Source organism: Vogesella urethralis (assembly GCF_007644045.2).
In the GTDB taxonomy this organism is placed as follows: domain Bacteria; phylum Pseudomonadota; class Gammaproteobacteria; order Burkholderiales; family Chromobacteriaceae; genus Vogesella; species Vogesella urethralis.
This window is the reverse complement of record NZ_VMDW02000142.1, coordinates 1-19,331: the sequence shown is the minus strand read 5'-3', so window position 1 is coordinate 19,331 and position 19,331 is coordinate 1. Positions and strand designations below refer to the sequence as shown.

Annotated in this window: 16 protein-coding genes; 11 read left to right on the top strand and 5 right to left on the bottom strand. The window is 52.9% G+C overall.

Annotation, left to right across the window (positions count from 1 at the left end; genetic code table 11):
* Positions 1-151: 151 nt before the first annotated feature.
* The 5 genes from rluD (at position 152) to FLQ03_RS18495 (ending at position 7,488) form a co-directional block, all read left to right on the top strand.
* Complete coding sequence (gene rluD, locus FLQ03_RS18515; RefSeq protein ID WP_144373906.1) at positions 152-1,279, top strand: 23S rRNA pseudouridine(1911/1915/1917) synthase RluD; 1,128 nt, start codon at positions 152-154, stop codon at positions 1,277-1,279.
* Positions 1,269-2,033, top strand: a complete 765-nt coding sequence (pgeF, locus tag FLQ03_RS18510; RefSeq protein ID WP_240802319.1) for a peptidoglycan editing factor PgeF — start codon at positions 1,269-1,271, stop codon at positions 2,031-2,033. Before rluD ends, pgeF begins: the two co-directional genes overlap by 11 nt.
* A gap of 447 nt (positions 2,034-2,480) precedes the next feature.
* On the top strand, positions 2,481-5,354 hold the full coding sequence (locus FLQ03_RS18505) for a ribonucleoside-diphosphate reductase subunit alpha (RefSeq protein WP_144373905.1): 2,874 nt from the start codon (positions 2,481-2,483) through the stop codon (positions 5,352-5,354).
* Between the two features lie 311 nt (positions 5,355-5,665).
* Positions 5,666-6,160 carry a hypothetical protein gene (locus FLQ03_RS18500; protein ID WP_144373904.1) on the top strand — a complete coding sequence of 165 codons (495 nt, stop codon included), beginning with the start codon at positions 5,666-5,668 and terminating at the stop codon, positions 6,158-6,160.
* Positions 6,161-6,417: 257 nt separating this feature from the next.
* The gene (locus FLQ03_RS18495; RefSeq protein WP_144373903.1) at positions 6,418-7,488 is read left to right on the top strand and encodes a ribonucleotide-diphosphate reductase subunit beta; all 1,071 of its coding nucleotides are present in this window, start codon (positions 6,418-6,420) and stop codon (positions 7,486-7,488) included.
* Between the two features lie 192 nt (positions 7,489-7,680).
* Here the strand turns inward: FLQ03_RS18495 and FLQ03_RS18490 are convergent, their stop codons facing one another.
* The 5 genes from FLQ03_RS18490 to FLQ03_RS18470 form a co-directional block, all read right to left on the bottom strand.
* Positions 7,681-8,565, bottom strand: coding sequence for a hypothetical protein (locus FLQ03_RS18490; protein WP_206211049.1), 885 nt, complete (start codon positions 8,563-8,565; stop codon positions 7,681-7,683).
* Positions 8,566-8,632: 67 nt separating this feature from the next.
* Positions 8,633-10,627 carry an ORC-CDC6 family AAA ATPase gene (locus FLQ03_RS18485; RefSeq protein WP_144373901.1) on the bottom strand — a complete coding sequence of 665 codons (1,995 nt, stop codon included), beginning with the start codon at positions 10,625-10,627 and terminating at the stop codon, positions 8,633-8,635.
* Between the two features lie 12 nt (positions 10,628-10,639).
* Positions 10,640-11,602 carry a phosphoribosyltransferase-like protein gene (locus tag FLQ03_RS18480; protein ID WP_144373900.1) on the bottom strand — a complete coding sequence of 321 codons (963 nt, stop codon included), beginning with the start codon at positions 11,600-11,602 and terminating at the stop codon, positions 10,640-10,642.
* A 3-nt stretch (positions 11,603-11,605) separates the two neighbouring features.
* Positions 11,606-12,973: a DNA adenine methylase gene (locus FLQ03_RS18475; protein ID WP_144373899.1), complete on the bottom strand. Its 1,368-nt coding sequence runs from the start codon at positions 12,971-12,973 to the stop codon at positions 11,606-11,608.
* A gap of 178 nt (positions 12,974-13,151) precedes the next feature.
* On the bottom strand, positions 13,152-13,397 hold the full coding sequence (locus FLQ03_RS18470) for a helix-turn-helix domain-containing protein (RefSeq protein WP_144373898.1): 246 nt from the start codon (positions 13,395-13,397) through the stop codon (positions 13,152-13,154).
* A 238-nt stretch (positions 13,398-13,635) separates the two neighbouring features.
* Here FLQ03_RS18470 and FLQ03_RS19325 point away from each other — a divergent pair, with 238 nt between their 5' ends.
* From FLQ03_RS19325 to FLQ03_RS18440, 6 genes are all read left to right on the top strand, one after another.
* Positions 13,636-13,788, top strand: coding sequence for a hypothetical protein (locus FLQ03_RS19325; protein ID WP_206211048.1), 153 nt, complete (start codon positions 13,636-13,638; stop codon positions 13,786-13,788).
* A 571-nt stretch (positions 13,789-14,359) separates the two neighbouring features.
* Positions 14,360-14,740: a helix-turn-helix domain-containing protein gene (locus FLQ03_RS18460; protein ID WP_144373897.1), complete on the top strand. Its 381-nt coding sequence runs from the start codon at positions 14,360-14,362 to the stop codon at positions 14,738-14,740.
* A 619-nt stretch (positions 14,741-15,359) separates the two neighbouring features.
* Positions 15,360-16,007 carry a TnsA endonuclease N-terminal domain-containing protein gene (locus FLQ03_RS18455; RefSeq protein WP_144373896.1) on the top strand — a complete coding sequence of 216 codons (648 nt, stop codon included), beginning with the start codon at positions 15,360-15,362 and terminating at the stop codon, positions 16,005-16,007.
* Entirely contained in the window at positions 16,007-17,968 is a 1,962-nt protein-coding gene (locus tag FLQ03_RS18450; protein WP_144373895.1) for a Mu transposase C-terminal domain-containing protein, read from the top strand. Before FLQ03_RS18455 ends, FLQ03_RS18450 begins: the two co-directional genes overlap by 1 nt.
* A complete protein-coding gene (locus FLQ03_RS18445) occupies positions 17,965-18,894 on the top strand; it encodes a TniB family NTP-binding protein (RefSeq protein ID WP_144373894.1) in 930 nt (309 codons plus the stop codon). Before FLQ03_RS18450 ends, FLQ03_RS18445 begins: the two co-directional genes overlap by 4 nt.
* Positions 18,891-19,331, top strand: a 441-nt coding sequence (locus tag FLQ03_RS18440) for a TniQ family protein (RefSeq protein WP_144373893.1), incomplete at its 3' end; no start/stop codon positions are given. The genes FLQ03_RS18445 and FLQ03_RS18440, both read left to right, overlap by 4 nt.

Genomic DNA, 19,331 nt, shown 5'->3' with positions numbered 1-19,331 from the left:
CTTTTGCCAAACTTTCGCATGCCATTGCCGCGATATGCCGCTTGCCGTGCATGTGCTGTCCGCCCTTACCAGCCACCCCCGGCGCGTACGCGGCAGGACAAGCCGGCCGCAGTGCTTTAAAATTGCCCGATTTACCTCACGCCATACCGCCATGAACGAACAAGACATCCTCGCCGACGACCTGCTGGACGACGACCTCACCGACAGCGCCAGCGAAGGCCAGGCCGGCGCTGAGGCGCAACAGCTCACCGTACCCTACGATTTTTCCGGCGAACGCCTGGACGCGGCCCTGTCGCGCCTGCTGCCGGACTACTCGCGCAGCCGCATCACGCAATGGATCAAGGACGGCAAGGTCCTGCTGGACGGCAAACAACAGCCGGGCAAGACCAAGCTGCTGGGCGGCGAAGTCATCACCGTGGAAGTGATTCCGCAGCCCGAGGCGCTGGCTTACACCGCCGAGCCGGTAGACTTCCCCGTCATCTACGAAGACGAACACATCCTGGTGGTGAACAAACCCGCCGGCCTGGTGGTGCACCCTGCCGCTGGCAACTGGAGCGGCACCCTGCTGAACGGCCTGCTGCACCGCAACCCGGAGCTGGCCCACATTCCGCGCGCCGGCATCGTGCACCGCCTGGACAAAGACACCTCCGGCCTGATGGTGGTGGCCAAAACGCTGCTGGCGCAGACCGACCTGGTGCAGCAGCTGCAAGCGCGCACCGTTAAACGCATCTACCGTTGCGTCGCCACTGGCGTGGTGCCCTACGACGGCAAGATCGAAACGCTGATTGGCCGCGACCCGCACAACCGCCTGCGCATGGCCGTGGTGCGCTTTGGCGGCAAGCCGGCCATTACCCACCTGCGCGTGCTGGAACGCTACGAGGACTTCAGCTACGTCGAGTGCAAGCTGGAAACCGGCCGCACCCACCAGATTCGCGTCCACATGCGCGAAGCCAAGCACCCGCTGGCCGGCGACCCGGCCTACGGCAACCCACGCCACCATGGCAGCGAAGCCGCCGACGCCGCCATCAAGGCAATGAACCGCCAGGCACTGCACGCCTTCTCGCTGGCGCTGGTGCACCCGGCCACGCGCAAGGAAATGGGCTGGAAAGCGCCGCTACCGGACGACATGAAGCAGCTGCTGGCGCTGCTGCGTGCCGAGCGCGACGAGAAGTTTGCCGCCGCCAACGCCAAAGCCGCTGCCAAGGCCAGCGAGTTTGACGACGATGACGACGACTGGGACGACGAAGACTACGACGTGGAAGTGCACTATGTACGCTAAGCCGATGCACACGCCGGCAGTCGACCTGGGCAGCTTTGCTACCGACTGGCCGACGGCGGCCAACGTCGGCAGCCTGATCACCACCCGCCAGGGCGGTGTCAGCCCGGCGCCGTACGCCAGCCTGAACCTGGGCGACCACGTTGGTGACGACGCGGCCAACGTGGCGGCCAACCGCGCGCTGCTGCGCCAGCAGCTGCCGGCCGAGCCGGCCTGGCTGCAGCAGGTACACGGCATTGCCGTGGTGGACGCCGCCACGGTAACGCCCGGCAGCGTGCCGGTAGCCGACGCCAGTTTCAGCCGCACCCCCGGCGTGGTGTGCGCGGTGATGACCGCCGACTGCCTGCCGGTGCTGCTGGCCGACCGTGACGGTACCGTAGTGGGCGCCGCCCACGCCGGCTGGCGCGGCCTGTGCGGCGGCGTTATCGAAGCCACACTGGACGCCATGCAGGTGAATGCGGCCAACGTCATCGCTTACCTGGGCCCGGCCATCGGCCCGGACGCCTTCGAAGTGGGCGCCGAGGTGCGCGCCGCCTTCGTGGCGCACGATGCACGCGCCGATAGCGCCTTCGAACCGATCGGCAACGACAAATACCTGGCCGACATCTACCAGCTGGCCCGGCAACGCTTGGCCGCCGCCGGCGTGGCTGCCGTCTACGGCGGAGACGCCTGCACCGTGATCGAGCGCGAGCGCTTCTTTTCCTACCGTCGCGACCAGGTCACTGGCCGGATGGCCAGCCTGATCTGGCTCAAATAACCACAACATCTTGTGGGTTAAGGGCGGCTACAGCCGCCCTTTTTGCTTTTTTGGCGTCGCAAGCACGCAACAGGCGTCATAAACGCCGCGCTGTGGCAAAAGCGCCGCAGCGGCAAACCCTTGTTGCAGTTAGCCCTGCCCTGGCCCGCGCAGCAGGCCGCAAAAATAACTTTGCCCCGCAAAGCCAATACTGGCGCGGCTTTCAGCTTTTTGCCAAGGCTGTCAAGACTTGCCCGCACATCACTTCAACACTAGAATTTGCGTCGCTTTCCGGTCAAAACAGCATATATTGTGTTTGTGCACAGCTGGCACACAGCTTATCTACAGAGTTGTCCACAGCTACCGCGCAGCACCGCTGCCCGACCGCGCAGCGCCCGGCACACCGGCCCAGCCGCCTGCCCCGCGCCGCTCACCGAACAACCAAGCTAAATCACGAGGCCAATGCCAATGTCACTGACCACCACCGACGCCAACACCGCCGCCGAACTGGGCCGCGCAGCCGCCCCGCAGGACGACTACAGCCAGTACAAGACCATTCGCCGCAATGGCGCCGTGGTGGCGTTCGAGCCGGTTAAGATCTCCATCGCCGTTACCAAAGCCTTTCTGGCGGTGATGGGTTCGCAGAGCGTCAACTCTGCCAGCATCCGCGACAAGGTGGCCCAGCTGACCGAGGCCGTAGTCGGCGCGCTGATGCGTCGCAAGCCCGAAGGCGGCGCCATCCACATCGAAGACATCCAGGACCAGGTAGAACTGTCGCTGATGCGCGCCGGTGAACACGACGTGGCCCGTGCCTACGTGCTGTACCGCGAACAACGCGCCCAAGACCGCGCCGCCCGTGGCGAAGCGCTGCACCAGATCCAGATCAACGTCACCCGCAAGGATGGCCGCAAGCTGCCGCTGGACATCGCCCGCCTGCGCGCCAGCATCGAATCCGCTTGTCAGGGCCTGGCCGCCACCGACGTGGACGCCATCCTGTCCGAAACGCTGAAGAACATCTACGACGGCGTCAGCGAAGAAGAAGTCAACAAGTCCGCCATCCTGGCCGCCCGCGCCCTGATCGAACAGGACCCGGCCTACGATTACGTCACCGCCCGCCTGCTGCTGGGCAACATCCGCCTGGAAATCCTGGGCGAAGCCATTGCCCAGGAAGAAATGGGCGAGCACTACCCGCTGTACTTCCCGGACTTCATCAAGAAAGGCATTGCCGCCGAACTGCTGGATGAAAAACTGGCCGAGTACGACCTGAAAAAACTGGGCGCCGCGCTGAAACCGGAACGCGACCTGCAGTTTGGCTACCTGGGCCTGCAAACCCTGTATGACCGCTACTTCCTGCACGTGGACGACGTACGCATCGAAATGCCGCAAGCGTTCTACATGCGCGTCGCCATGGGCCTGGCACTGAACGAAGTGAACCGCGAAGACAGCGCCATTGCGTTCTACAACGTGCTGTCCAGCTTCGACTTCATGTCGTCCACCCCCACGCTGTTCAACGCCGGCACCCGTCGCAGCCAGCTGTCCAGCTGCTACCTGACCACCATCGCCGATGACCTCGACGGCATCTACGAAGGCATCAAGGAAAACGCGCTGCTGTCCAAGTTTGCCGGCGGCCTGGGCAACGACTGGACCCCGGTGCGCGCCATGGGCAGCCACATCAAGGGCACCAACGGCAAATCGCAAGGCGTGGTGCCGTTCCTGAAAGTGGTCAACGACACCGCCGTCGCCGTCAACCAGGGTGGCAAGCGCAAAGGCGCCGTGTGTGCCTACCTGGAAACCTGGCACGCCGACATCGAAGAATTCCTGGAGCTGCGCAAGAACACCGGTGACGACCGCCGCCGCACCCACGACATGAACACCGCCAACTGGATTCCGGACCTGTTCATGAAACGCGTGATGGAAGGTGGCGAGTGGAGCCTGTTCTCCCCGAGCGAAACCCCGGACCTGCACGACATCTACGGCCAGGCCTTCGAAAAAGCCTACACCGCCTACGAAGAAAAAGGCCGTCGCGGCGAGCTGCGCGTGTTCAAACAGATTCCGGCACTGAGCCTGTGGCGCAAGATGCTGACCATGCTGTTTGAAACCGGCCACCCGTGGATCACCTTCAAGGACCCGTGCAACATCCGCAGCCCGCAGCAGCACATGGGCGTGGTACACAGCAGCAACCTGTGCACCGAGATCACCCTGAACACCAACGACGACGAAATCGCCGTCTGCAACCTGGGTTCCGTCAACCTGGCCCGCCACCTGAAGCAAGGTGCCAACGGCCTGGAGCTGGACACCGAGAAGCTGCAACGCACCGTTCGCGTCGCCCTGCGCATGCTGGACAACGTGATCGACATCAACTTCTACCCGGTGAAGAAAGCACGCAACTCCAACCTGAAGCACCGCCCGGTAGGCATGGGCATCATGGGCTTCCAGGACTGCCTGCACCAGATGCGCGTACCGTACGCCAGCGACGCTGCCGTAGACTTTGCCGACGTATCGATGGAAGCCGTGGCCTACTACGCCTACCTGGCCTCCACCGAGCTGGCCGAAGAACGTGGCCGCTACCCGTCGTACAAAGGCAGCCTGTGGGACCGTGGCATCCTGCCGCACGACAGCATCAACCTGCTGGCGTCCGAGCGCGGCGGCTACCTGGAAATGGACCGCAGCGAACGCATGGACTGGGCCAGCCTGCGCAAGCGCATTGCCGACCACGGCATGCGCAACTCCAACGTGCTGGCGATTGCGCCGACGGCCACCATCGCCAACATCATTGGCGTGTCTGCGTCCATCGAGCCGACCTACCAGAACCTGTTCGTGAAATCCAACCTGTCCGGCGAATTCACCGTCACCAACGAATACCTGGTGCGCGACCTGAAAAAACTGGGCCTGTGGGACGAAGTGATGGTAGCCGACCTGAAATACTTCGACGGCAGCCTGGGCCGCATCGACCGCGTACCGGCCGAGCTGAAAGCCATCTACGCCACCGCGTTCGAAGTGGACCCGAGCTGGCTGGTAGAAGCCGCCAGCCGTCGCCAGAAATGGATCGACCAGGCACAGTCGCTGAACCTGTACATGGCCGGCGCCTCGGGCAAAAAACTGGACGAGCTGTACAAGCTGGCCTGGGTAAAAGGCCTGAAAACCACCTACTACCTGCGCACCCTGGGCGCCAGCTCGGCCGAGAAATCCACCGGCCGTGGCGGCGAACTGAACGCCGTACCGGTAGCAGGCGGTGCCGCCGCTGCTGCAGCCGCCGCACCGGCCGCCGTGGTGGACACCACCCCGGCCACCGATGCCAAGTTCTGCAGCATCGACAACCCGGACTGCGAAAGCTGCCAGTAAGCACGGCCCGCGCTTGCCCCTCCCCCCCAGGAAAGGGGCAACGCAACACCGTAGCCCGGATAAGGCGCTAGCCGCATCCGGGGAAGCAGCCCAGCCGACACCTTAGCCTCCCTCTCCCTCAGGGAGAGGGCCGGGGTGAGGGAAACCGGCAAAACACGCCCCAAGGTTGGCCGCACGCGGCCAACCCATCCTCAAGCCGGTTGCCCCGCAGCCGGTTTCGGGATGATCGTCACCCCCGGAGACGCCATGACACGACTGTTCGCCGCCTGCGCCCTTGCTGCACTGCTGGCCGGCTCCAGTTACGCGGCAGCATGCAACCCGCTGCTGGCCAGGGCCACGCCGTGCTGGCGATGACGGTGCAAACCTACTCGCCGGAAAACGCCAGCGCCACGCTGTACTGGCACGGGCTGGACAACAACCTGGCTGGCACGCTGCGCGCCGACTTTGCGCTGGACACCATCTTCGGCGCCGAAGGCAGCCCGTCGGCTGACGGCAAACTGCAACTGCTGGCGCTACCACCCGGCCGCTACCAGCTGGACCGCGCCGTGGCACGCTGGCACAGCGACACCGGTGCTGACGATTACGCCATCAAGGCACCGCGCATTGTCAGCCTGCCGCTGAACCTGCCGTTCAGCGTGCCAGCCGGCCACAGCGTGTACCTGGGCGACATCCGCTTCAACCTGGATTACCGCCCCGACATCACGCTGCTGGACTCGCGCCAGCGCGACTACGCCCACATGCAGCGCGTGTGGAAAGTAAACGATAGCGCCAGCGTGCAGCCGCAACTGCTGCCCGGCGCCCGGTAACACCGCAGCCCGGACAAGGCGCAGCCGCAGCCGGGAAACAGGCAGCAACCAAGCAGCACAACAGGTTGGCCGCACGCCGCCAACCCATCCTCAAGCCGGTTGCCCGCAGCCGGTTTCGGGATGACGCGACGCCCTCCCACCAGACGGCGCGTTGCCAAAGACAAAGCCGGACAAGGCCCGCCAAGCCCGGCAAACGTAAACCAAGCCATCCGGCCGGCCTGCGCGCCGGCCACCGTAAAAAATACTGGAGCCAAACCATGAGCCTGTCTTTCGACGATACCCCCGCCGTTGCCACCCCCGCTGCCAACACCGAAGGCCGTGTCAACGCCGTGGACAAACGCGTAATCAACGGCAAGACCGACGTCAACCAGCTGGTGCCGTTCAAGCACAAATGGGCATGGGAAAAATACCTGGCCCAGTGCGCCAACCACTGGATGCCGCAAGAAGTGAACATGCAGCGCGACATCGAGCAATGGAAAACCGGCCAGCTGACCGAAGACGAAATGCGCATCGTCAAGCGTAACCTGGGCTTCTTCGTCACCGCCGACAGCCTGGCCGCCAACAACATCGTACTGGGCACCTACCGTCAGATCACCAGCCCGGAATGCCGCCAGTACCTGCTGCGCCAGGCCTTCGACGAAGCCATCCACACCCACGCCTACCAGTACATCGTGGAAAGCCTGGGCCTGGACGAAGGCGAAGTGTTCAACGCCTACAACGAAATCAAATCCATCCGTGACAAGGACGAGTTCCTGCTGCCGTTCATCGACGTGCTGTGCAACCCGGAATTCAAGACCGGCACCCTGGAAACCGACCAGACCCTGCTGAAATCGCTGATCGTGTTTGCCTGCATCATGGAAGGCCTGTTCTTCTACGTCGGCTTCGTGCAAATCCTGGCGCTGGGCCGCCAGAACAAGATGACCGGCGCCGCCGAACAGTACCAGTACATCCTGCGCGACGAGTCCAGCCACTGCAACTTCGGTATCGATCTGATCAACACCATCAAGCTGGAACAGCCGGAAATCTGGACCGACAGCTTCAAGGCCGAGATCGTGGAACTGTTCAAGAAAGCGGTAGACCTGGAATACGCCTACGCCGAAGACACCATGCCGCGCGGCGTACTGGGCCTGAACGCCAGCATGTTCAAGGAATACCTGCGCTTCATCGCCAACCGCCGCATGCAGCAGATCGGCCTGGAGCAGCTGTTCCCCGGCGTGAACAACCCGTTCCCGTGGATGAGCGAGATGATCGACCTGAAGAAAGAGAAAAACTTCTTCGAGACCCGGGTGACCGAGTACCAGACTGGCGGCGCGCTGAGCTGGGATTGAAAATATTGTCAGAAATCGGAAAGGTTGAAATTTTGTAGTCAAAGTTTGCAATTTCCGATAGCCAAAGTACGCAATTATGCTTTGCTCGAAAAAATGGCCCTGCAGCAACAGGGCCATTTTTATGGGAAATAGTCATGCAACTCTAATTGCAAACTTGGCGTTCGGCGTTCGCAATACCATGCAAAATCTTTACTATACCAATTCGACGGTATACAACCATAGGCGGCGCAAACCTGAACTAGTTTCTCTTGCGTAAGCAGAACACTCTGGCAATAAAATTGTTACCCCTCCACGTTTTTGTCCTTCGAGGCACCAGTATAACGCGAATCCGAGTGCTTGAGCCTTAGTTGACAGTGGGGTTAAATAAATATTGGCTGATGAATACCGCGCATCAATATCGAAAACCAAATCACTCAGCACTTCGGCGGTTGCAAACGGATCGTTTGCTGGCGCAAATATTCTATTATCTATCCACTCACCTTGCAAAGCAATCTCGCCACTTTGAGCAGCTTTCACAGCGCTTTGCTGATACATGTCAGCACTGAGCGATGGGAATGCAAAGAGAGGGTAATTAATTGCATCATCCTTTTGGTGTGCAACCAATGAAATCAAATTTGCATCGAAACCTACCCCAATGATCAGGTGATCTTTTGCTTGTGAAGCATTGCTTGCACCCATGCCCCGAACAGGGCGGACAACACCAGTAGCTGCATTGCTAAAAATCGTACCCTCAGCTTTGGAGTAAGAAATTGGCTCGGAGTATATCGCATAAAATGAGTCCACTCCCATGTGCGCAAGTTTTGCGACCAAGAAAACAAGCACATGCCTCATGAATCCAGTTATGTCTATGCATATAGATAAGCCTTTGATGTCACCTATTTGATCAAGCAGCGCTCTGACTTGATCAACTTCGTCTAAAGAATCAGGCTTTACAATCTCATGCCCAATAGGCTCTTCTACCGGGGCGTATTTATACTCAGGATGTAAAAGCCATATCTTTCGTCCTGCCCTAGCCTCCTCAAAAACACATTGAACTCGATCGGAGGAATTGAACGCCGAAACAAAAATATCAACCATGGGAACTTCCTGTTGAATTTTGTTAACGGTTACTGAACGTTTGTAATATATCGAGTAGTCCATAGTTTCAAAACAAGCTAGCCTGCTCCATATCACTGGCAGATGCGCTAAATGGATTATTCCATTTGTGATGCAGCGATTTAAGCAATGCGTCAAATTCTTTAGAATATTCCGGATCAAAAATAGCCATTGTCAATTCTGCGGACAAGCTTAAATCACCTCGCTTCCCAATTGGCAGCCCCCAGCGAGGGGAAAGAAGTGGGTTTAATTGAACCATTCTATTTAATCGATGGCTATTTCTATCTGGCCGTCCCTTTTTCCCCTCAAAGAGAAGTGAGTAGTTTAGTGCAGATGCCAATACAGAGCGCGCTCTTTGACTAAGCCATTCATCAGAAAAACTTACGGCCAAAGGTGAAACCTCAGGGATATTCAGTGAATATCTAGCTGTTCGTAGCAAAGTGGCAAGACGCTCAACAGCAACCTTTGCCTGATCGGCTAGGCCTCCATAGTTAGTATCTCGATCAAACATAAATCGGGCAGCCTCTGCCACTGCCATTGTTTGAAATGAAACAGGAAGTGGACCATCATTGATAAAATCAACCTCTTTAAATGAGGCAATCTCATAAGCCCTGCTTAATATAATTAATAAATTCCGAGGATTTCCGGACGACATTTGAACAAATGTATCAAATCCAGCATAAGGTACGTTTTCAAGTTTGTTGGATTCCCTGCATATCTGCGCAAAGATATCCGCTTTGTAATGACTATATGCATTAGAGTAATATCCCTTGTTGGATTTTCCTGAAATAAAATCCACCGCCATCAAGCGCACAATCTCAGCAAGTGCCAAGGGGTCGATATTTTCTGAGTACTTTTTGCAGAAAACAAGGAAATTCAATTTTTGTATGGCCAGCGGAAGGCTCAGTGACAATGTGGCTACAATCTTGTTGATTTCATCTGTTGCTAAAGTGATTTTTTTTGAATTCCTTAGCGCATCTTGGATTGGCCTATAAAATACTGTAGATGTTGAATCTACCCCAAGAGCAGCCAGCGCCCCTTCAAAGAAATTTTCTGATGCGACAACTTGAAAAAAGGCAGAAGGTTCGCGCGAAACGCCTGGTGCTGTATGCGCCATGCCAAGTCTTTTCATTACAAACTTCTTGGCGAAAACACCGTAGTTTGGATATGATTTTAATATGCCATCTAAATTTAGCGTCTTAAACTCCGACCCTTCTCTATTTTCCTCTCCTCCTCCTATTGTTGTTAAAGTTTTAATTCCATACAGGCGACCTGTAACTCGGAAGGTTGCCAACCCTTCACCATACCGTATAAGAGAATTCACTACTTGCTGCTGCAATAATGAGAAATTCTCTATTTCATCTATTAGATAAAGAATAGGGACATTTTGCAGGGAAGAATTCCACGATGCAATGGCTCGCTTAACAGGCAGGCACAATGAACCGACTGAAAAAGGCACTCTCACATCAAGCTCGCCAGTAAATGCCGAATTATTTATTGCCTCATCAATTTTTCTTTTTTCTACTACAAGCCACTCCTTAAACTCCTCAATTGAATTCATTTCCAAAATGGATTGATCTAATATGGAATTGGAAAGCTCAAATAAGAAAGCACGATCATTAAAATCGCCATCAGCTGTTGTTCTTTTTATATCACAAAGAGCATCCAACAGCCCCTCGACCAGCTTTAATTCCAAATAAACACCAAACAGTTGTTGCCATTTGGAGTGAGAATTCGAGGTGCTTTCGAATCTTGCTGCGTCAAGTGCGGTTGCCCTCAAGAAAACAGCAAGATATCCCTGCTCTGCGAGCACTGATAGGCCCGTTAAGTTTGGGTGGCGAAGACGCACAGCAGGATATGAATGATATCGTAGTAAATGGGTTTTCCCCGAGCCACGTCCACCGAGAATATACTTAGAAATATTAGAGGTGGGCTCGATAACTGCGTTGATCACCGCCTCGCCCAGCTCTACCCACAATGAATTAATTTGCACATCTGTATAATCTGCCGCGCGAACCAGTGCAAAGGGATTGTTTCTAGCCATTATGTTATACCCTCAGGCATACTGTTTATCGTAACGAAGAAAAACTGGATCCCATTGCGCATCCTTTTCGCCGTACCAGAATATTGGCAAAGTGTTATCAGGAGTATTATGGGAAAATCCCAGCATTAACTGACAGTTGCCAAACCCGTAGGGATTGTGTTTTGACATTCTTGATGCATATGTCTCAATAATTTTTCTAAGCATTGACAGATCAAACCAAGCGGGCGCCCCTAGAAAATATCTAGCACCGTCCTCAAGGCACTTGTAAGTTTCATCTAACTCAAACAAGCAGGCGGCATTACCATCAAACATGGCTGGATGATTTAGCCGTTTCAGCCCTTCAGTTGTGGCAAAAAGACACAAATATCGCAAATCAATATTTGCATTTAATTTCCTCATGTCTCTCAAGTAGGGAGACAAATATTGAGTTGCCTGACTTCCGGAACCAACCATGTCGTCAAAAAAAACGTACCGATTAACACCAACTTCTTTCGGAACATAAATGTAGCCAAGTGAGCCTGGGGTTCGATCAACCTGGGGGGAAAATGATGCGGCAACATCTGCAAAAAGCTTCTTCCCTAAATAGTTGACTTGCCTAAAATAGTAAAGCAAATGGGCTCCGCTTTCCGATGGATTTCCCACACCGAGAAATCGCGTCCCTTCCAGTTCTTGTTTATATAAACTTTGCAAAAGAGTTTGGTCTTTGGTGTTTCCATAGTTTCTTCTTATTCGTTGCATCAACACTGATTTAAAGTGATCACGATATAAGGATTTCAGCATTTCACGGACGAGTCGCTTACCAAAATACATGAATCGCGAAAGGGTCAACATGACGTATTGCTGCTCCTCGTCAAGAGGCAAAGCAGAACCATCAAAGTTTTTGGCCCAAGCCTCAATGTGGGGCCATCTAACTTCCTGATCCCAAGCGTGATCAACAAGTACTCTTAGAATTTCATCGTAAGGAAGCTTAGACATGCCTCAACCTTTTTTTCGAAATACCAGAACGGATTCTCTTGAGATTATGGAGGCGGTTCGATTTCTTTTTGTCATTAAGCCTCGAGATTTGATGTCATCAATTAAATTCAACTCTAGCCCCATACCGTGAGCGGCAAACCTTTCTATCAGGAAATTATCATTTCGCAACACTTGACCACACACTTGATTATTGCCAATAACAATTGCCGCACATCCATTTGGCGATATTACTCTGACCATTTCAGCAATGGCCCTGTCCATTTCTACTAAATACTTTTGCGTAATACGCGCTCTTGTTTCATTAATTGATGATATCTTTTTAATTAGAATGCGGAAATTTTCGGGAAGCAAATCTTCGTCCTCAAAATTTTCTCTAAAAGCGGGCACATGCTCTCGCCCTATAGATTTCCCTTCAAGCTCAGACAGTCTGCAAGGCTCAGTTAGCCCAAGCCAGTTCAGTGAGAGGCTTGACGCTCGTATATATTTTTGTGCACTACCATAAGGGGGCGACGTCACAATTAATGGAACAGAATTATTTCCTAGCGCAACGCCTGCATCCTGTGGTGAAGTCAATAATCTTGCGTCAACGCCAGCTTGCATTGCTTCTTTTCTACTTGGCATGCATTCGTTAGCTGCATTTATTCGCTCAATATTTGACTGGCAAATTTTTAAGAACTCATCCGAAACCAAAGTAGAATCAATCCATGCTAGTCTTTCACGGATTCTTCGATTTACCTCCGCGCTAAATTTATCCTTTTCTCGCAGGCGAACGGGCACACTTATATGAGGATCAGCGTAACTCATTCTCTTTGCAAGCACGGAAAAGCAAATCAAGAAAAATTCTTGATATTCGATTGGCTCCACCGTTCGAATTGCCCGCAAAATTCTTTCAAGAGCAGTTTTATTTTTTTCAGAGTACCAAAGCTCAGGGTTTACAATTTCTATTTGGGCAGACTGTTTGTAACGTCGCGATTTTTTAATTACTATTTCAAGCTGTGAACGTAACTTTGATACATCGTAGTTTCTTGTTTTAACTTTTGTAAGCATTAATGCAAAAGGATTGGCGTCTGCAACTAGCGGCTGGCAGCCGGCAAGAGATGCTTCTAATGCTACAGTTCCTGAACCACAAAATGGGTCAAGCACCACATTGGACTCGTCAAAAAAACTAGATGCCCTAGTAAAAAAATGTGCAATATGTGGCAATAGCTTGGCTGGATATGTATGTATTTGATGCGTTAACTGATCGCCTTTTTTTAGCCAACTAATCATTCCACGGAAATCAACCTCAACCGCCGCCCCAGTAGAGTGATAATTTTTACAAAGCTCATTATAAATCGATGACGTATCTATTTTTTCTGAAATTGTACTCACTTAACGCTCGCTGTATCTTATGCCCACAACCCATCTCGCATTTATTTGGACGGGCCAAGCTTTGTACAATTAAAATAATTCATTTGAATAAGAAACAAATTAACGACTATGCTGCATGACCACAAGTGTCAATTTTTAAATGACAAATCGTATTGTGCGTGTGCCGATAGATTTGAAGCTAGAGCGTTTTAATCATCTCTGGGTCAAGTAGGTCCTTGAGCCTCACGGACAGTGCATCGGCCAACAACCCCATGTTATCTATAGAGACATTACGCTCTCCACGCTCAACTTCCGACACATACGTACGGCTCAAGCCGGCTTGTAGCGCCAAGGCTTCCTGAGAAATCTCTTTCAATCGGCGAACTTGCCGTAAATTTCTCGCAAAAATCATCCTTGCCGAATGTGGCTTAGCTATTTTTTCCATGAGCAAAGGATCCCCCTGTGCCTCTTCTTGCACCACAGTCTATAGTTGCAATTATGTAAACTATAAGTGAATATAAGTTTCTTATTTTGTAGAAAAGACCAATTATGAGCAACACATACAAAGACAACTGCTGCCACAGGTGTCACCATATGTTTTGCATCAGGTTTCTGAAGTCAATTAGGCTACCCCGACTCCTGTAGGTAAGTCCGATCTATGATTTTAGCATAATAAAATGTCCATGAGCACACAGCACTTCACCCCTGAATTCAAAGAAGAAGCAGCCAAGCAGGTCACTGAACACGGCTACTCTGCGATGCCCCCCATCCTCAGTAGTTCGCGGCTACCACCAGCTTTGCATGCTGACGGCGGCATGGCCCAAGACGTGATCTAAGCAGCGCGCTGTAGCCAGCTCTTGTAATATGAAAATGGCAAAATAAATACCATATCTATTTTGCGGTTGCAGTCCAATCACCACAGCCAGCTAGAAGCGTAGTGACTGCACCTTGCGCTTGGAGAATGGACTAGGTTTTCCTGAGTTCCTACCTAGCCGGCTTTTTACAGGAAAACTCGCTGCACAGACCAGATCGCTGGCGAAAAGCCGTCTTAAATCGCCCTTCCCCGTGCAAGCTCAGACCGGCTAGCTTCGTTAGTGCGACCTGGTAGCATTTTCGCAACAGACGTTACTTAGCACTTCAAAATTTGCTCACCCCCGTCATGATCAATTGATTAAGAAAAAATACATTTTTTCTTAATCAAGGATGATGAAATACATACCAATTACTCAAAATGTGATCTGTTTTGACAGATCTCATATCGCAGTTATCTTCTATTGGGTATGCGCATACCGGCACAAAACAGCATTTCTCGAAAAAAACTACCTGAACGCACACAAATCTGCTTCTTTCACTAACATCAGCATACGCATATAACAAGAAGATGATTCGAGTGAGCCGCGTAAAACCATGTCCCCACTAGCACAGCTTCTTCGAGAAATTCGGCACGAACTTGGCTTGTCACAGCTTAAATTTGCTGAAGCGCTTGGGCTAAAAGGGCCCCAGGTATGCTACATGGAAGCGGGCAAACGGTACGCACCAGCACTAACCAAACTTAAACCGGCCATGGACCGGCTAAAGCTGACGCCCCGCCAGCAAGATATGATCATCGGAGCCAGCCACAGGTCCCCAAAAATGGTCAGAATTCCTGCCAACGCGCATCAAAATGCCTTTAGCTGCTTTGCGACTATCCAGGCAGACTTCGATTACTTCCATGCGGAAGATTTTTTAGAGATAGAAGAACATGCGAAACGGATTTCTGAGAAAAGGAAACAAACAGCAGTAGCGTAATTCCAGTCAGTGCTTCAACTAACTTGAAAGGAATGCAGCATGTAAACCGATACTCGTAGTTGCAAGCGTCAATCACGAGCATGGAAAGGCAAAGCCCCACGGTCCTGAGAAACCAATGGGGCTTTAGTTGACTTACCTGAGCAGGGGTCAATTCCATTCTGGCTTTTCCTTGCGGGATCGTCAAGGGCAATTTTGCTCGAGGCTGTCCCCGCTCGCCTTGTCAAAAATTGGATATCTGTCCAGTGTGAAAATGCGAAGGAAAAACCATGAAGGATCATCTGCCATTATGGGCGGTAAAATTAATCTCGCCTGATCGCCAACGATCTGCCCTCAAGCCTTGCTACCCAAGAACAAGCAAACACGACTTGGCCAAATCGTTGGTGCGACTACATCCACCAGTCAGAGGTTCTCGGCCAAAGCTGACAATGTCCCTGATACAGAGGGCTGGCCTCGACCTTTATCTCGCCCCAAGTAGTCAGCCACAACGAATGTCATTCAGCTCTTTCATGGATGCATGCCATTTGGAAGCCTGGCTGGAAACAAAGATGCTCTTAGCCAGGCTAATGGCCCCTCACTTTCGTCCAGCCCCGCCTTCATCGACTCAAGGGGGGAATCCATCATGCTGATCCCTTCCATACGCAAGATTCACAATATCAATAGCTCCAAGGTCATTGGCCTGTCCTACAGCTTCAAAATGGCAGGGCTGATACCGTGGGAAAGCACGCTCGAACGCGACTGGCTGTTGCATCTTGAGTCAAACAAGGACATACGAGAGATCTACGGCCAGCCAGAAACCTTCGATTACACTTTTGCAGGAAAGTGGCACCGTTACACACCTGATTTCAAAGCGTGCTGGCATGACGCTCATCGTTTGCCGACACTTTACGAGGTCAAGCCACACGACGTGGCTTGCTCAGCGTTGTTTCGTCAAAAATGCGACTGCATCCGGCAAGCTTTGGCCATGTACGGTTATGAGTATGTAGTCAAAGATGAGTACGAAATCCGCTGTCAGCCTGCCTTGAACAACCTCAACTTTCTAAAGCATTACGCTGACATGTTTGTCTCGCGCCAGGATAAAGATCGAATTCATGATGCTTTCGATGGCGGCAAAACACTCTGCTTACAGTGGCTATTGGAGCAATTTGGCTGGCATGGGCCTGACGTCGCTAAGTTTTATCACCTGATATGGCAAGGCTGGCTCGAGTATGACGAACGCCAGGTGGTCAGCCGCTCACTGATAGTCTGGCCGGCGAAAGGAGCCTGGTGATGGCACTCGATCTCAGAGAGGGATTTTCGGTAGCCCTACATGGCACTCACTTCCGGGTCTTGTATATCCAGGCGGGACGGCAAGTTTCATTACTCAATGAGCGCACTTCATCCATCGCCCATCTCACGATGGATGAAGTTGAAGTCTATGCTCAGCAAGGCCAGCTTAAAGTCATTACTGACCAAGATGTTCTATTCCGCGATGATGGCCTGCCGCCCATACCATCCGCCCTGCCAGTCAAGCATCGTCACAAGCTTCAAAGAAGCCTGATCTATGTTCGAGCAGTTCTTGCAAGAACTGAGCACTACTCACGAGAGCTGGAAACTTTACCTGTTGTGGCTGAGGTGGCGAAGCAACTTTGCGACGCCAAGCCTCCCAGCAGCATCACGATCTACCGTTGGTGCCGAAGCTTTCTCAATAACAGCGAAGATCCACTTGCCCTTGCGCCCAGAACCACTAACTGTGGGCGTCGCAAAGGGCAGATTGCCGTTGAAGTGATCGAACTGTTCTACGAAACCATCGATACCTATTACCTAAGTCGCGCACGCAATAGCCGGATAGATGCGCATGCAGAATTATGTGACCGGGTAATCGAAGCTAATCGTCAACGCCCCAAAGAAGATTGGCTACGGGCAGTCAGCTACAGTGGTTTTTGTAAGCTGATTAAACGGCTCCTCGATCCATTTATCGTCATGGCGAGACGGATGGGCGAAGAATACGCCAGACTTTACTTCCGCTCCCGGGACCGAGGACCAGTCGCAGTGTTTGCGCTGGAGCGTATCGAGATCGACCACACTCGGCTCGACATCATCGTTGTCCATCCCATTACCCGTGCGCCAATTGGTAGGCCGACAGTGACGGTCGCTATTGATCGCCGAACACGGATGGTAGTCGGTATTTATATCGATCTAGAGCCCCCCTCATCGATTGCCGTCTTGATGTGCTTACGCCAGGCTGTCACTACCAAGCAGGCTATCATTGATAGCATTCCGGAATGCCAAGGCTTTAGTTGGCCGGTCGAAGGTCAATTCCGTCTGATCTGCATGGACAATGGCCCAGAATTTCATAGCAATGTTCACAAGCAGTTTTGCGCCGATATCCACGCAGACATGCAGTATTGCCCACCCGGTAAGCCTTGGTACAAAGGTGCGGTTGAGCGTTTTATCGGAACGTTAAACCGGCGCCTGATACACAAGCTACCGGGTACTACCTGGTCAAATCCAGTTGAACGCGGCGATTACCCGTCAGAGAAGCTTGCCAGCTTGACGCTGCACGAGCTGCGGCAGCTGGTATTTCGCTGGGTTGTGGTCGACTACCACAACACGCGCCATCACGAGCTTGGCGAAACCCCACTACAGTGCTGGTCACGCTTGGTAGACGAACACCCTGTTCCCCTGTTGCCACAAAGCCTTAGTCTCGAAATCGAAACCGGGCTGGCCTTTGAGCGCACTATCAGTGATGGTCGAATCGGCGTTAAAGGCTTGCTCTATCACCATCCGTACTTGATCCATCTGCAGCAAAAACTACCCGGCAAACCGAAGGTCATGCTGCGCATCGATCCGGAAGACGTCACACAAGCGTACATCTATGACCCACTGAACAAGGCGTTGATCAGACTGGAATGTCTGACGATCGATGTTGAGTCGGGCACGTCATGGCTGGATTTCCAGCGAGCACGCAAAGCTCGCGCACAGGACATTAATGACCAAACTGGACCCGATGCAGAGTTGGTTCGGCAAGAAAAAGCCAAGCTACGCCGAGAAGTCCACCAGACGCATTTACAGGCCGAGAAACGGCTGAAGCAAACTCAGCGCAAGAAAAAACAAACACCACGACGTTCAACCCAAGGGGACTTTCAAATCAGCGCTCCAGCATCACCTGAAAATCAGGGATGGGAAAATGATTCATCTCAACAATCATGGTCCTTGGAACGCCTTCCTTTAGAAGGAGATGAAAAATGAAAAGCCCCGACTCCAATGTTAGAGAAAAGCTTCTACAACTGAAACGCCTCCTTATTCGGCACCCACATTTCAATACCATTTTAGCAGAAATGGAAACTTGCCTTGAGGAGTCGGATGATTATCTTGAACCACAATGCATGCTTGTCACGGGAGATACAGGAGTAGGCAAATCAAGACTACTTGAGACCTTCTACTCACTACATCCCCGCTTTATCAATGGCGATCATACAGAAACACCCGTGCTTTTAGCATCACTACCACTGCCTGCGACAATAGCAGGGTTTTTCACGGCCCTATTGGCGTGTCTCAAAGCCCCCTACCCTGATCGTGGAAACATCGAGTACAAGCATACACGGCTGATTCAATTATTATCACGCAGCAATACCAGGATGATCATCCTGGATGAATTCCAACACTTGGTAGAGCGCGGCACTGTGAGGCGCATTGAAGTCGTGGCAGATGCAATTAAGAGCCTGATTAATCAAACTGGGTTGCCCTTTGTTCTGGTAGGCATGCCCACTGCCGCTGCCGTACTGGAGTGTAGCCCACAATTAGCAGGTAGATTCCCGCTGCGCATGGCAATTTCTGCCTTTAACTGGATAGAAAAGCCTACTGATTTCGAACGGCTACTAAGCTGCTACGAACAAGGTCTCCCCGTGGATAAAGCAAGTGGATTGTGCGATGAGGACATGCCGGCCAGGTTGTACTTGGCAACAGGCGGTAATTTCCGCGCCCTTGCCACGCTGATTCAGAAAGCTGTACGCATGGCATTGATTCAGGGTTGCCCACGGATTGAACAAGCGCATCTTGAGCTTTGCTTTGACCGGTACTTGGCGCAAAACCGTAAGCTTCGCGCCAATCCATTCCGTGAAAGTGCGGAGGCTATCGAACTGTGGGTTACACAGCTCAAGGAGGCTCGAGCATGAACACCTTATCGCCGAACCCCGCTGATTGCTTCCGGTTGCTGATCCGCCCGAGCCCTGATCCCAGGGAAAGTTTGGCAGGCTATCTATTAAGGGTGGCGGAGGTCAACTGTTTGCGCCACGTACAAGAGTTGCGAGAATTTCTTGGTACCTATACCACCTATCCATCGCCGCCTTCGCTAGTTCCACAGTTTGGCATTTATGACCTGGAACTTCTTGGTAAAGAGCTGAACCTTCCAGCCAGCCACTTAGCCGCCATAGCAAAACCACTTGATGTTCGAGTCGGGAAATTCCGCAAATTTCGCCATCAAGGAAAGCTGTGGCCTCTTGGGATGCTTCGGGACAAACATCGAGCTTGGTGCCCCCTGAATCGCCCTCACTTTCCTAGATACCTCGTGAGCCTCACACTAGGCCCTACAAGGAGGTGTCATGAGCAAGCC

Excerpts from the sequence above, each read along its gene's own strand:
- rluD (WP_144373906.1), top strand. The coding sequence starts at position 152 with ATGAACGAACAAGACATCCTCGCCGACGACCTGCTGGACGACGACCTC.
- pgeF (WP_240802319.1), top strand. The coding sequence starts at position 1,269 with ATGTACGCTAAGCCGATGCACACGCCGGCAGTCGACCTGGGCAGCTTT.
- FLQ03_RS18505 (WP_144373905.1), top strand. The coding sequence starts at position 2,481 with ATGTCACTGACCACCACCGACGCCAACACCGCCGCCGAACTGGGCCGC.
- FLQ03_RS18500 (WP_144373904.1), top strand. The coding sequence starts at position 5,666 with ATGCAACCCGCTGCTGGCCAGGGCCACGCCGTGCTGGCGATGACGGTG.
- FLQ03_RS18495 (WP_144373903.1), top strand. The coding sequence starts at position 6,418 with ATGAGCCTGTCTTTCGACGATACCCCCGCCGTTGCCACCCCCGCTGCC.
- FLQ03_RS18490 (WP_206211049.1), bottom strand. The coding sequence starts at position 8,565 with ATGGTTGATATTTTTGTTTCGGCGTTCAATTCCTCCGATCGAGTTCAA.
- FLQ03_RS18485 (WP_144373901.1), bottom strand. The coding sequence starts at position 10,627 with ATGGCTAGAAACAATCCCTTTGCACTGGTTCGCGCGGCAGATTATACA.
- FLQ03_RS18480 (WP_144373900.1), bottom strand. The coding sequence starts at position 11,602 with ATGTCTAAGCTTCCTTACGATGAAATTCTAAGAGTACTTGTTGATCAC.
- FLQ03_RS18470 (WP_144373898.1), bottom strand. The coding sequence starts at position 13,397 with ATGGAAAAAATAGCTAAGCCACATTCGGCAAGGATGATTTTTGCGAGA.
- FLQ03_RS19325 (WP_206211048.1), top strand. The coding sequence starts at position 13,636 with ATGAGCACACAGCACTTCACCCCTGAATTCAAAGAAGAAGCAGCCAAG.
- FLQ03_RS18460 (WP_144373897.1), top strand. The coding sequence starts at position 14,360 with ATGTCCCCACTAGCACAGCTTCTTCGAGAAATTCGGCACGAACTTGGC.
- FLQ03_RS18455 (WP_144373896.1), top strand. The coding sequence starts at position 15,360 with ATGCTGATCCCTTCCATACGCAAGATTCACAATATCAATAGCTCCAAG.
- FLQ03_RS18450 (WP_144373895.1), top strand. The coding sequence starts at position 16,007 with ATGGCACTCGATCTCAGAGAGGGATTTTCGGTAGCCCTACATGGCACT.
- FLQ03_RS18445 (WP_144373894.1), top strand. The coding sequence starts at position 17,965 with ATGAAAAGCCCCGACTCCAATGTTAGAGAAAAGCTTCTACAACTGAAA.